Genomic DNA, 13395 nt, shown 5'->3' on the forward strand with positions numbered 1-13395 from the left:
ACAGTTTCGGCCGCTGGTTGATATTTCTCCGCGAAGAATTCTCCCCGTATTTGCTTCCGACAACGATGGATCGTTGTCACGTTAGTAATCCCGTTTTGACCGACGGCTTCGGCCGTCTCAATCACCGATTTTGTGTGGAGAGAGCCGCCAGAGGTACTGTACGTGTTCCAAAAGCTGCTAACGCTCGATTGGAGCCGCCTATGGGGAGATTACAGCAGCCACTCCGTCGCTACGCTGACGGTCAACACGGACACGGAGCGGTCCGACGGTCGCTTCCGCTCTGTGCGAGGTTGACCGCCCAGAAGAATGCTCCGTCTGGGATTTGAACCCGCTGCAAATTCTCGCTCCGCTCGAATTTCCGTGCTTCAAATCCTATCCGTGCGCGCTTCGCACCCTCGTAAAACTCGGCCGCTATAGTGCTCCGTCTGGGATTTGAACCCAGGTCATCGGCTCGAAAGGCCGAAATGATTGGCCGGACTACACCAACGGAGCGCATACACTGCGCTACTCCGAGCTTTGACGGACACCGTCCGTCTCACCAACGGAGCGCACCTCGTACGCACTCACTGCTTGCCGAGGGTTAATAAAAAACGTTCCGTTCCGAGCCGATAGTGTGACGCACTGACGTGCACGTGGGTTCCGTTCCGAACGCTCCGCTTCACAGTGCCGTTCTGGCAGTCAACTCCTCGCGCAGCGCCGCCGGCTCACCTGATGTCGAGTAACGCCTCGATCGTCGGCGTGACGGCCGTCGCGTCGACCGTCCCCTCGAGTTCGGGTGCGAGTTCAGCTGCGGCCGGGCCGCCGAGTCCATAGCAGCCGACGGCCGACTCGTCCACGCGGCCGTGGGAACCGCTGACGGTTGTCGCGTCGAGCGACACGAGGCCGTCGTCGCCGAAGAACAGCTCACAGGGGTCAAAGCCGGGCTTGTCGTGGATGTCCATGTCGGTCGCGTACGGCGGCGCGTTCGCGTGGTCGGTCCACCAGTAGTACTGGAACCAGGCATCGCGGTCGGCGACGAGGATGAACTCGCCCGCGTTCGGGTGGTCGATCCCCCACTCGGACTTCTCGGCGTCGTCGATGATGGTATCGACGCCGTCGAGTTCACCGAGCAGTTCCCGAGCCGTCTCTAGCGCACCGTCGTCGGCGTAGACGTGCGCGATCTGGTGGTCGACCATGGCGAACGCCTCGGAGTTCGGGATATCGGCGTCGCCCGACGCATCGGTCTCGAGCAGCCCGGCGTCTCGGAGGACACGATTTGGGAACAGCGGCCGCTCCACGTCGTGGAAGCCGTATTCGCTGACGAGGTTGACGACGGTTTCGTCCCAGCGCTCGGTTTCGGAGAGGAACGAGAGGAAGTCCCCGAGCAGGTCGTCGACGGTCTCGAGTTCAGTTTGAAACGCCGCGGAACTGGGGCCGTCGCTCTGGCCGACGTAGTCGAGGTGGGGGACGTATACCCACAGCAGGTCGGGATCGAACCGGTCGACCGCCTCCTTCGCTGCGGCGAGAATCCACTGGCTGCCCTCCTCGTTCGCCCCCGGCCCCCAGTAGTTGTGCAGCGGGAAGTGGGCGTATTCCGCCTGCAAGTCGTCGTAGAACTCGTCGGGGTTCGTCCAGCAGTTCATCTCGAGGAGGGTGTTGTCCTCGTCCTCGATGGGCGAGGGCGTCACCGCGATGTCGGCGGTCGTCCCGATCAGGTGCTGGAAGAACAGGGCACCGGTCGTCAGGCCGGCCTCGCTCGCGGTCTCCCAGATCCGGTTTCGATCGCCGCGGTCGCGCTCCCAGAACTCGGCGACTTCGCGCTCGCGGTCGAACTCGCCGCTCGAGACATCGCCGTGCTCCTCCGGACCGGTTCCGGTCGCGAGCGTCGTCTGGACCGGCACCGTCACTGCCGGAAACGGCGGCCGGAGATCGGCGACGCGCTCGGCGGGGAACATCGAGTGCAGCGTTGGCGTTCGTTCGGCACCGATGTGTTGCGGTTGTAACCCGACCACGTCGAGGACGATGACGCGTTCCGTCGCGTCGGTCGCTTCCGCGCTGAACGCGAGCGGTGCGGTCGCGGCTTCTCCGTCGGTGTTGTGCGGGGTAGCAGTCGAAGTGTCTGTCTCGTCAGTCATGCATCACTGTGGCGAGCGGCGTAATCGTACAGCCAGTGCAGTTGCGCCGAGAAGTCGTGTTCGTCGACGCCGATCGGGGCCTTGAAGAACGACGCCAGGTGCGGCTGGAAGCCGCCCTCGCCGAACTCGTCGGCGTGGACGATCAGTCGGACCAGATCGAGCACGAGCGGCGCGGCCAGGGCCGAATCCGAGCCCTCCCAGGTGAACTGCATCGTCATTTCGGTGTTCAGGAACCCCTCGAAATGGATGTAGTCCCAGGCGGTCTTCCAGTCCGCGAGCGAAGGCGTGTAGTCGATCCGGACGCGGTTGTGGCCGATATCGGGTAGGATGGATTCGAGCACGTCGCCCTTGCTCGAGAGTTTGCCGGCGGCGTTCGCCTCGTCCTCCAGCACGAGGCCGTCCTTGTTGCCGAGGATGTTGTGGCCCTCCCAGGACAGGACGTTCAGATTACGGCCGGCGAACATCGGCGCGAGCGCGGACTTGACCAGCGTCTCGCCGGTCTTGGCGTCACGGCCCACGTGTGGCACCCCACGGTCGACAGCGAGTTCTCGAATCCCGCCGAGGGCGTTGCCCGTGCTCGGCGTGAAGTTGATGAAGGGGTGGCCGGCGTCGATCGCGGCGTAGGCGTAGAGGACGCTCGCGGGCAGGTCCCGGTCGTCCGAATCGATGGCGTCCTCGAGCGCTTCGCGGGTATCGTATCGTTCCGGCGAGGCGAGTTCGGGTTCGGTGGAGGCAACGTTGACGACGACGAGTCGATCGATCTCGTGGGCGGTCCGGAAGGACTCGTAGTCGTCGCGGATCTGGTCGACGACGGTTCGTATCGCGAGTTCGCGATCGAGGTGGTCACTGTCGTCCGTGACGGCGGCCCCGCAGTTTACCGCCGTGCCGACTTCGATGCGCTCGTCCACGGCGGCGAGGTCGTCGCGGACGCTTGCGAGCGTCTCCTCGTCGGGGACGCCGTTTCGCTCGCACTGGCGCTCGGCCTGGTCGACGAGCGAGGTCGGATCGATGTCGTGGCCGCCGAAGACGAACGCCGAAACGGGCGGCAGCTCGAGGCTCGAGACGGGTTCGCGCTCGGTGACCATCCCAGTCGTCTCGGCGCGACCGGTCGCGATCGCCCGAGCGCCGACGATCGACATGGTTGCGACGTTTCCACGCGCACCGACGAGCCAGACGCCGATTCGCTCCGCGTTCGTCAGCTGGGCCGGCTCGTCCCGGGACGGTGACTCAGCGGTCATTTGGCCCCGCGGACGTTCGACGGACGGGCACGATTCGTTCTGTCGAGTTCTCCAGCGGTCCGTGGCGACCATCGCGCGATCGGTCGTGAGTTCGTCGACAGCGGCCGGGAGTGGTCGGTCATCCGGAAGCAATCCGTTCGGCACGGGTTTTGTTATGCCCGGCGTAGCACGCGTAAACCTGTATTGAGCGTTCGTAACACGATATTCCCCGCGAGTCGCGCCACCGTCATTCAGGGACAACAGGAGGTTGCTTGTGTGAACGACCGACATTCCAAAAGCGAGTCATCGCCGTACTGCGGTTATGCGCATTATCGACCCGCACATGCACATGGTGTCACGCGCCGCGGACGACTACAAACGGGCGCGGCGCGCCGGCATCGAGTGCTGTATCGAGCCGGCGTTCTGGAGCGGGCAGGACAAGCATCACGCGGGTGCGTTCTTCGATTACTTCGAACAGATCATCGACCACGAGACCGATCGCGCCGAGCGGACGGCGAACGTGGACCACTACGTCACGATCGGACTCGAACCGAAGGAGGCGAACTATCGGGACATGGCCGAGGAGGTCCTCGAGCGCATCCCCGAGTACCTGGACCGCGACCCCGTCGTCGGCGTCGGCGAGATCGGCTTCGACCAGGTGACCGACGACGAGGAGTGGGCCCTCCGCGAGCAACTGGCGATCGCCGAGGACCGCGACCTCCCGGTCATCATCCACACACCCCACACCGACAAGCCGGCCGGCACCGAGCGCATCGTCGAGATCATCGAGGAGATGGGCGTCACCCAGGACCGGATCATCATCGACCACAACACGGAGAACACGATCGACATCTCCGCGCGGACCGACTGCTGGATCGGCTTTACCCTCTACCCCGGCAAGATCGAGGCCGACGCGGCGATCGACCTCCTGGAGGAGTACGGCACCGACAACATGATCTTCAACAGCGCCGCCGACTGGGACCCCTCCGACCCGCTCGCGGTTCCCAAGGCCCGCGACGAGATGATAGATCGCGGCTGGGATCGCAAAGAGGTCCACAAAGTCGTTTTCGAGAACCCCTACGAGTTCTTCGAGCAGTCGCCGAACTTCGAGTACGAGGCCTGACCCATGCAGTTTGGCTTTTCCACCAACGCCTTCAGGGAGTACCAACTCGAGGACGCGATCGAAGAACTCGCCGACGCGGGCTACGATGGCGTCGAAATCTTACTCGACGAACCGCACCTCTACCCGCCGAACGCGACCGAGGACGACATCGCGCGCGTCCGCACCGTCCTCGACGACAACGACATCGCAATCAGCAACGCGAACGCGTTCATGCTGACGGCGATCGAGGACTTCCACCATCCGTCGTTCATCGAACCCGACGAAGACTACCGCCGCGAGCGGATCGACTACACCCTCGCGGCGCTCGATACCGCCGCCGAACTCGGCGCGCCACACATTTCGATCGAACCCGGCGGCCCGATTCCCGAGGAGAAATCCCGCGAGTGGGCCACGGACACGTTCGTCGACGGCCTCCGCGAGGTCACAGATCGCGCCGAGGCTGTCGGCGTCGACGTCATGGTCGAACCCGAACCCGACCTCCTGATCGAAACGTCCGACGAGTTCGTCGACCTGGTAGCGCGCATCGACTCGGAGCGCGTCCGGTGTAACTTCGACGCCGGGCACCTCTACTGCGTCGGCGAGGACCCCACCGCGCTGGTCGCGGACCTCGACGAGTTCACGACTCACTACCACCTAGAGGACATTCCCGCGGATCGCCGGCACGAACACACCCAACTCGGCGAGGGGTCGATGGACATCGACGGGTTCCTCAGCGAACTCGACGACCGCGGCTACAACGGCTTCATCACGATCGAACTCTATCCCTACGAGGAGACGCCGGTCGAGACCGCCCGCGGGGCGATGGCGTACCTCGAGGAACACGGGTGGGCATAGGGTGGCCGGCGGCGGTGTCGATTGTAGCGACGATGCGCGCGACCGCTCGCTCCGTCCGACCCTCGCCGATATCGCCGAACTGGTTCGCGTTCCAAACCTCTTTACCGCTCCGCCCGATGTCGTCCTCGGCGCGGCACTCGCCGCTATCGCCGGCGCTGAACTCGCAATCCCGACCGGCGCGGGCCTCGCCGTCGTCTCCGTCCTGCTCTACGCCGCCGGGACGACGCTCAACGATGCGTTCGACGCGCCGATCGACGCCCGCGAGCGACCCGAGCGCCCGATCCCGTCCGGCCGCATCTCCCGCCGGAGCGCGTTCGGATTCGGTGCCGGACTCCTGGTCGTGGCCGTCGCCGTCGCGTTCGGCGTCGCCGGGGCCACGGCCGCGGCCGTCGCCGCTGCGCTCGCCAGTACGATCGTTCTCTACGACGGCGCGCTCAAGGGCACGGCTGCGGGCTTTCTCGCGATGGGAACGACTCGCGGGCTGAACGTCCTCCTCGGCGTCACCGGAGCGACCGCTGGGGCGGGCGACCCAGTCCTGACTGAACTCGGGCCGACGCTGCTCGCCGTCCCGGCGGTCGTCGTCGCCTACATCGCCGCCGTGACGTTCATGGCGGCGCGTGAGGCCGAGGGTGGGAACAGGGACGCGGTCGTCGTCGCCGCCGCAGGCGCGCTCGTAGCGCTCGTCGCTCTCGTCCGACTTCTCGTCGCCGTTCGGCCGCCACCGCCCGAAACCGCGGCGGCCGTCGCCTTCGCCGTCGCCTTCTGCTGGTGGGTCGGCCGCCCGCTTCGCGCCGCCTACGCGGATCCCGTTCCGGCAACCGTCGGCCCCGCGGTCGGTGCCTGCGTGCTCGGGCTCGTTCTCCTCGATGCGGCATTCGCCTCGGTGGCCGGACTCGGTTGGGGACTTCTCACCGGCGCGTTCCTCGTCCCGGCGGTCGGCCTCGCGCGCCTGTTCGATGTCACGTAATCTCGCGAGACCGTCACGTAATACTGTGATACCGTAATTCCGCGATCGCCGGGATCGGAGTCGTCGAACCCTGGTTTCGAACCTTCCCCGTCATACCATCCCTGCACACCCCGTACAAACCCCTTAGTAACCCATCGGTGTACCCCGTCCATGGTCGACCTCGCCTTCTCGACGAACGCCTACACGCGCTACTCGCTGTCCGACGCGGTCCGCCACATCGCAAACCACGGCTACGCCGGCGTCGAACTCCTCGGCGACGAACCCCACGCGTACTTCCCCGAGTTCAGCGACGCAGCCCGGACCGACCTCCGTGATGCACTCGACGAAACTGAACTCGCGGTGTCGAACATCAACGCGAACACGGCGACGGGGTACTACGACGATGCCCCGCCATCATCGTTCTTCGAACCGAGCGTCATCCGTGCCGACGCGGACGCTCGCGAGTGGCGCATCGACTACACGAAGCGCGCCATCGACCTGGCCGACGCGGTCGACGCGCCTGCGGTCTGTCTCGCGACCGGACGACCGCTTCCGGGAACCCTGCCCGACGACGCCCGTGAGTACCTTCACGAGTCGCTGCACGACATCCTCGACTACGCCGAACCGATGGGAATCGGCGTGGGCATCGAGTTCGAGCCCGAACTCTTGATCGAGAACACCGACGAAACTCTCGCGCTGATCGACGACCTCGACCGCGATGGGCTCGGCGTCAACCTCGACCTCGGCCACGCCGCCGTCTATGGCGAGGACGTGACCGAAAGCATCCGCCGCAGCGCCGGCGCGATCACCGGCATCCACCTCGAGGACATCGTCGGCGGCCGCCGCGGCAAACACTATCACCGAATTCCGGGCGAGGGCGACCTCGACTTTCGCGCCATCTTCGACGCACTCGACGATATCGGCTACGACGGCTTCGCGACGCTCGAACTCTACACCCATCCCGACGACCCCGACCGGGCCGCCCGCGAGGCCCACGCTGAACTCGCTGCGTACGTGTGAGCGGGAGCAGTAGTTGATAATATGACTTCTTTATTCAAAGTTCCAGCCGTATCGAGGCGGATGTGTTGAGATGACTGTCTCGTTGACCGAGATCGGTGTCAAACGAGTTCCGTAATCACTTTCGTTTCGATTTTCCGGAGATGCTCGCCGACCGTTCCCGGGGAGATACTCTCTCGATCCGCAAGGTCGCGGAGGGTCGCACGCCGCGGCATCTCGTAATAGCCCTCATCGATCGCTAGTTCCAACAGTTCTTGCTGGCGTTCCGTTAGCAGCGACGCGAGCCGGCGCATATCCGAGTAATACTCGCCGATCCCTTCGAGCGTAATCTGGATTCCGTCGGGGATTTCTGCGATCGCCTCTCGGATCTTTTCGTCCTCTCCAAGCATAGTTATCCGAAGTCCGCCTTGGTTGGTGTATTCCATCGGCCAGTCCACAACGATCTCATTCTGTCGGAATATACTGAGGAGGTCGGTCATGAGAGCAGTTGCTCGAAAATGGAGGTAGACAAGCCCTTCCGACGCCTCGGACGTTTCGCAAGCCAGCACGTCTGGACTCGCCTCCAATACTTCCGCGTTCCGTTCGAAGTCACCACGGAGTTGGTACAGTCCGACGCCGGTTCCGTCATCCAAGAGGTTGATGTAGTGAATCGCGTCACCCGTTACTGCGTGATCAGGTGCGCGATCGCCGTTAGAACAGCGTTCATCGTCGATCCGATGAATGACGATCGTAATATATCTCATACCATCGATCCGTTCGTTGTGGCCAGCGTGCTCAGGACAACCCTGTTCAGTCGCTCTGTCGAGTAACGGGTCGATCGGGCTTCGTCTGTCGCAGCCAGTGCCGCATCAAAAAAGAGTACGCAGTGTACATACTTAAACCCGCCTCAGATGTACGGCGCTATTCGCATGTGTCGGTGGGCCGTCTCTACCATCAACGCATGCCGAGCAGAACAGCTGAAAAACCCGACACGGACCGGGCGGAATCGAAACCGCCAACTCCCGGTCATCCGATCGACGCCGCGCTCTCCGAGCGGTTTGACCTTGCCGAGCATCGGCGGTATCTCGCGCGTGAACTCGACGGGGTGATACTGGATCTCGGCGCGGGGGGCGGTGCAATGGTCCCGTACCTGCAAACGGCAGTCCAGCGTGAGCCAGCACTCCGCCTGCACGCAATCGAACCGGATCCCAACAGACGGAGGCAGGCGAAGCAAACAGCTACCACCCACAATCTGGACATACACCTGCAATCAGGACGGGCTGAATCCCTCCCCTATGCGGACGATACGTTCGACGTGGTCATCGCCTCCGCGGTGTTTTGTACGGTACAGGACCCGTTGTTGGCCCTCGAGGAAGTCCACCGCGTCGTGAAGCCGAATGGCGAGTTCCGCTTTCTCGAACACGTCCGGTCGGACGGGCTGCGCGGCTACGTCCAGGACGTGGTGACACCGCTCTGGAAACGGATCGACAACGGCTGCCATCTCAACCGTCGAACGGACGACTGGATCGCAGCGGGCCCCTTCGCTCTCGACGAAATCGAAACGCTGCGTCTCGGTGTGAGTCCGTCCAGGCCCTTCGTGCGCGGAACTGCCACGCCGGTGAGCCATACCGAGACTGACAGCCGAATCTCAGATGATGATGGATTTCAAGAGTTACACTGAACCATGAACGCGAAAGCGACTGTACTGACGATCGTCGGCGTTACCTTGGCGCTTCTCGGGACGTTATGGGTCGTTCAAGGCCTCGGAATCGTCCAGATAGGTCCTATTTTGTGCGTCGCAGACTGCGAACCGATCGCTGGAAGATCAGTGCAGTGGGCGGTCACCGGCGCGATAGCCCTGTTCGTGGGGATCGTCACTGTCCGGGCGGGGCTGAAACGCGTACATCGATAGTGGATTCCCTTCGAGTTCACACCGCGATCACGCCCAGTTTCGAAAATTCATCCGCTGACGAACCGATTCGCTGAATGTAACCGCCGTATTCTGCACGCAATTTTCGCAGGCGGTTCTGAATACCGAAACCGTGCTCTTGTCTACCGATAGACACGGTTGCGAGCCCCGCCGCCACCTCAACGTTTTTGCCCCGCCGAGATAACCCCTCGGCCATGAAATACGTCCGATTCCGCGACCCGGCCGGTGCAGTCCGACGCGGCGAGTTCGAGAGCGGCCACGTTCACTTTGCGAACGAAAGCTACAGTCTCGACAGCGACGAGATCGACGTGCTCCCGCCGTGTGAGCCCTCGAAGATCGTCTGCATCGGCCGCAACTACGCCGACCACGCCGACGAGATGGGGTCCGACCTGCCGGACCGCCCGATGCTCTTTTTGAAGCCGCCGAACGCCCTCGCGGGTCACGGCGATACCGTCACCGTCCCCGCCGGCAAGGACCGAATCGACTACGAAGCCGAACTCGGCGTCGTCATCGGGGAGCAGTGTCGTCACGTCTCCCAAGCCAACGCGATGGACGTCGTCGAGGGCATCACCTGCATGAACGATGTGTCCAACCGCGAAGATCAGCGCCAGGAGCAAAACTGGGTTCGCGGCAAGGCCTTCGACGGGTCCGCCCCACTCGGACCGGTCCTCGCCACACCCGACGAGGTTCCCGACGACGCACGCGTCCAGTCGCGAGTCAACGGCGAAGTGAAACAGGACGGCTCCCGCGAGCAACTCATCTTCTCGATTCCGGAACTGATCGCCGAGATCACGACCTACCTCACGCTCGAACCCGGCGACGTGATCGCGACCGGCACGCCCGAGGGCGTCGGCCCGCTCTCGGACGGCGACACGGTCGAAATCGAAGTCGAAGGCGTCGGAACGCTCGAGCACACGGTTCGTATTCCCTGATCACGTGATCGCGCGCTATTCGACGGTAAACAGATGCCCCTCGGTGGGCACGTCGAACAGCCCGATACGTGCACCCGCGTCGAGCCACGCGTGGCCGTAGGAAAACGACGCCAGCGCGTTGACGGGATCGTCGTTCTCGCGGAAGTGCCGGCCGTCTTCGAGGTACGACTCGGCCATCCCGTAACAGTCCGCGGCCGCGTCGGCCATCGGCGTCCCCTCCCGCGGCGCAACCGTCGCCTCAGCGAGTGCGTCTGCGAGTAACGATTCGTATCGATCGGTCTTCTCCTCGAGATCTGCAGCCATAGTCACCACTTCTCGGAGGCGACCGTAAGTTCGTCGCCCGCTCGCCACCCGTTCGCCATCCGCTCGCCATCCGCTTGCCGTCCCGTCGAGTTCCATCGCCAGCCACGAAGTCCCGACGGATAAAACCGAACCGCGGCCCGACGATTACCGCCCGCGTGAACACGTCTTCACTGGACGGACCTCATCGGCATCCATTTTACCGGGAGTACTGTACGCCCGCTGAATGCGCTTGCTCCAGGTGCTCGTCCCGGGGGAGAAACGAGACGACGCACTTCGCGTTCTCGAAGCCGAGGGGTTCGATTACGTCCGCACCAGCGAGTGCAGCGACGGGATCGATGCTGAACTCGTGACCTTTCCGGTGCCGACGCAGGCCGTCGACCACGTGCTGACATCGCTTCGGGAGGTCGGCATCGAGGACGAGTTCATCATCGTCTCGTCGATCGAAACCGCGCGGACGCCACGGATCGAGGAATTGGAGGACCGCTTTGTCAGCGGACAAGAAGAGGATGACAGTATTTCCCGCGAGGAGATCCGGACGAAGGCGTTGAACATGACGCCGGGTCGGGTCACCTACTACGTGATGACCCTGTTGAGCGCCGTCGTCGCGACAGCAGGGCTGCTGTTGGATTCGCCCGCGATCGTCGTCGGATCGATGGTAATCGCACCGCAGGTGAGTGCGGCGTTGACCGGCACCGTCGGCCTCGTGCTCAACGACCGCCAGATGTTCGGTGATGGCGTCTTGTCGCTGGTTCGTGGACTGTTCGTCGCGATAGTCGGTGCCTTCGCGTTTGCCTGGGTGATCCGAACGGGAGCAATCGTTCCAGTAACCATCGATATTACGGCTATCACGCAGGTCCAAAACCGCATCTCGCTCGGCTTCCTCGCGCTCGTCGTCGGCATCTGTGCCGGGGCTGCGGGTGCGTTTGGCCTCGCAACGGCGATTCCCGTCTCACTGGTCGGCGTCATGATCGCCGTCGCTCTCATTCCGGCCGCGTCGGCGGTCGGTATCGGACTTGCGTGGGGAGAGATCGGCGTCGCTCTCGGTGCGTTCGTCCTGCTCGCGGTTAATGCGACGTCAATTCTCCTTGCCGGACTCACCGTTTTCTGGTATCTCGGCTACCGGCCGGCGGGGTGGGAACCCGGCTCGCTCCGGGCGAACGTCTCGAGCGACCGAACTGCGACGCTCGCGATCATGCTCCTCGTCGGAATCGTCGTCCTCGGCGGTGCTGGTATGGTTCTCGCCCAGCACGTGGCGTTCCAGAACGCGGTCAACGGCGAGGTCCGAACAGTTCTTGCCGAGGACTCGTACGCTGAACTCGAACTCACCGAGGTTCGAACGGAGTTCGAGGATGGTGGCATGGTCAGCGACGAAACGGAGGTGACGGTCGTGGTACGACGCCCCGCCGATACCGCGTATCCGGCGCTGCCATCGGATCTCGAGCGAGCGCTCGAAGAGCGGGTGGACCGCCCCCTTTCAGTCATCATCGAGTTCACCGAGCGAACTCGTGCGCCGGCGGCTGTGGGGGCGGGTGCTTGACGGGTCGAGTCGCACAGTTCGTGTCCGGGAGCGAAGCGGTGAGTGGGCGGGAGTGAGTGAGACGATAACAGGTACAACAGGGCAGTTGCTGGGAACGCAAGGGGTTTACGCCCTGTTTCCCAAGTACTGTGCATGAGCGAGCAGCCTCGAGTCGAGATTTATACCAAAACGGATTGTCCCTACTGTGAGAAGGCAAAGGACCTCTTCGATAGCAAGGGAGTCGAGTACGAAGAGTACAACGTGACCGGTGACGACGAGCTGTTCGAGGAGATGGTCGAACGCGCCGACGGCCGCCAGACCGCGCCGGAAGTCTTCATCGACGACGAATTGATCGGCGGCTGGGACGAGACCAGCGCACTCAACGAAATCGGCGACCTCGACGAGAAACTCGGCATCGAAGCCGACGAGAGCGACGGTGTCGAACACCGCAAACTCATCATTACCGGCACCGGCATCGCCGGCCTGACCGCCGCCATCTACGCTGGCCGCGCGAACAACGATCCCCTCGTCATCGAGGGCGACGAACCCGGCGGGCAGCTCACCCTGACCACCGACGTTGCGAACTACCCCGGCTTCCCCGAGGGGATCGGCGGCCCCGAACTCGTCAACAACATGAAAGAGCAGGCTCGCCAGTTCGGTGCCGAACTGAAAAACGGCATCGTCGAGTCCGTCGACGCCGATTCGCGCCCGTTCCGCGTCGAACTCGCTACCGGCGACGTCTACACCGCAGACGCCGTCATCGTCGCCTCGGGTGCGAGCGCTCGCACGCTCGGTATCCCCGGCGAGGACGACCTCATGGGCTACGGGCTCTCGACGTGTGCCACCTGCGACGGCGCGTTCTTCCGCGGCGAGGACATGCTCGTCGTCGGCGGCGGCGACGCCGCCATGGAGGAAGCGACCTTCCTCACCAAGTTCGCAGATACCGTCTACCTCGTCCACCGTCGCGAAGAGTTCCGCGCGGAGGACTACTGGATCGACCGCGTCGAGGAGAAGGTCGAGGACGGCGAGATGGAGATCATGAAAAACACCGAACTCCTCGAGATTCACGGCTCCCAGGACGAGGGCGTCGACCACGTCACGCTCGTCGAGAACGAGCAGGGCCACCCGACCGATCGACTCGACGACCCCGAGACGAACGAGTTCGAGTTCGACGTGGGTGCGGTCTTCCTCGCGATCGGCCACACGCCGAACACCGAGTATCTCAACGGTACCGGCGTCAAACTGAACGATGAGGGCTACCTCCGCACCCAGGGCGGTGTCGGTGGCGGCCAGACCGAAACCGACGTTCCCGGCCTCTTCGGCGCTGGCGACGTCGTCGACTACCACTACCAGCAGGCGGTGACGGCGGCCGGCATGGGCTCGAAGGCGGCACTCGACGCCGACGAGTACCTCGACAATCTCGAACGCGCGGAGTCAACCGCCGGGACGGAAACGGCTGCAGCAGACGACTAAGGCGTTACTCG

12 protein-coding genes and 1 tRNA gene are annotated in these 13395 nt (G+C 63.7%); 8 read left to right on the forward strand and 5 right to left on the reverse strand.

The annotated features are described in order from the left end of the window. Window positions 1–417: 417 nt before the first annotated feature. The 3 genes from C484_RS11750 to C484_RS11760 form a co-directional block, all read right to left on the reverse strand. Window positions 418–492: transfer RNA gene (locus C484_RS11750), tRNA-Glu, on the reverse strand. 212 nt (window positions 493–704) lie between these two features. Further along, window positions 705–2114, reverse strand: a complete 1410-nt coding sequence (locus tag C484_RS11755; protein ID WP_006826153.1) for an alkaline phosphatase family protein — start codon at window positions 2112–2114, stop codon at window positions 705–707. Then, window positions 2111–3352, reverse strand: coding sequence for an inositol-3-phosphate synthase (locus C484_RS11760; protein WP_049915397.1), 1242 nt, complete (start codon window positions 3350–3352; stop codon window positions 2111–2113). Before C484_RS11760 ends, C484_RS11755 begins: the two co-directional genes overlap by 4 nt. Window positions 3353–3653: 301 nt before the next feature. Here C484_RS11760 and C484_RS11765 point away from each other — a divergent pair, with 301 nt between their 5' ends. The 4 genes from C484_RS11765 (at window position 3654) to C484_RS11780 (ending at window position 7254) form a co-directional block, all read left to right on the forward strand. Beyond that, window positions 3654–4454, forward strand: a complete 801-nt coding sequence (locus C484_RS11765; RefSeq protein WP_006826155.1) for a TatD family hydrolase — start codon at window positions 3654–3656, stop codon at window positions 4452–4454. Window positions 4455–4457: 3 nt separating this feature from the next. Then, window positions 4458–5288, forward strand: a complete 831-nt coding sequence (locus tag C484_RS11770; RefSeq protein WP_006826156.1) for a sugar phosphate isomerase/epimerase family protein — start codon at window positions 4458–4460, stop codon at window positions 5286–5288. Window position 5289: 1 nt separating this feature from the next. Then, the gene (locus C484_RS11775; protein ID WP_006826157.1) at window positions 5290–6255 is read left to right on the forward strand and encodes a UbiA family prenyltransferase; all 966 of its coding nucleotides are present in this window, start codon (window positions 5290–5292) and stop codon (window positions 6253–6255) included. A gap of 150 nt (window positions 6256–6405) precedes the next feature. Beyond that, complete coding sequence (locus C484_RS11780; protein ID WP_006826158.1) at window positions 6406–7254, forward strand: sugar phosphate isomerase/epimerase family protein; 849 nt, start codon at window positions 6406–6408, stop codon at window positions 7252–7254. Between the two features lie 98 nt (window positions 7255–7352). Here the strand turns inward: C484_RS11780 and C484_RS11785 are convergent, their stop codons facing one another. Then, on the reverse strand, window positions 7353–7994 hold the full coding sequence (locus C484_RS11785; RefSeq protein WP_006826159.1) for a helix-turn-helix domain-containing protein: 642 nt from the start codon (window positions 7992–7994) through the stop codon (window positions 7353–7355). Window positions 7995–8191: 197 nt separating this feature from the next. On the opposite strand from C484_RS11785, the gene C484_RS11790 reads away from it, so the two are divergent. Further along, complete coding sequence (locus tag C484_RS11790) at window positions 8192–8911, forward strand: class I SAM-dependent methyltransferase (RefSeq protein ID WP_006826160.1); 720 nt, start codon at window positions 8192–8194, stop codon at window positions 8909–8911. A gap of 443 nt (window positions 8912–9354) precedes the next feature. Continuing rightward, a complete protein-coding gene (locus C484_RS11805) occupies window positions 9355–10092 on the forward strand; it encodes a fumarylacetoacetate hydrolase family protein (protein WP_006826163.1) in 738 nt (245 codons plus the stop codon). Between the two features lie 15 nt (window positions 10093–10107). Here the strand turns inward: C484_RS11805 and C484_RS11810 are convergent, their stop codons facing one another. Further along, window positions 10108–10395: a DUF357 domain-containing protein gene (locus C484_RS11810; RefSeq protein ID WP_006108830.1), complete on the reverse strand. Its 288-nt coding sequence runs from the start codon at window positions 10393–10395 to the stop codon at window positions 10108–10110. 223 nt (window positions 10396–10618) lie between these two features. On the opposite strand from C484_RS11810, the gene C484_RS11815 reads away from it, so the two are divergent. Both C484_RS11815 and C484_RS11820 read left to right on the forward strand, forming a co-directional pair. Further along, window positions 10619–11932, forward strand: coding sequence for a TIGR00341 family protein (locus C484_RS11815; RefSeq protein ID WP_006826164.1), 1314 nt, complete (start codon window positions 10619–10621; stop codon window positions 11930–11932). 132 nt (window positions 11933–12064) lie between these two features. Then, window positions 12065–13384, forward strand: coding sequence for an FAD-dependent oxidoreductase (locus C484_RS11820; RefSeq protein ID WP_006826165.1), 1320 nt, complete (start codon window positions 12065–12067; stop codon window positions 13382–13384). Window positions 13385–13395 lie beyond the last annotated feature (11 nt).

The sequence above is a fragment of the Natrialba taiwanensis DSM 12281 genome, from assembly GCF_000337595.1.
Lineage (GTDB): Archaea > Halobacteriota > Halobacteria > Halobacteriales > Natrialbaceae > Natrialba > Natrialba taiwanensis.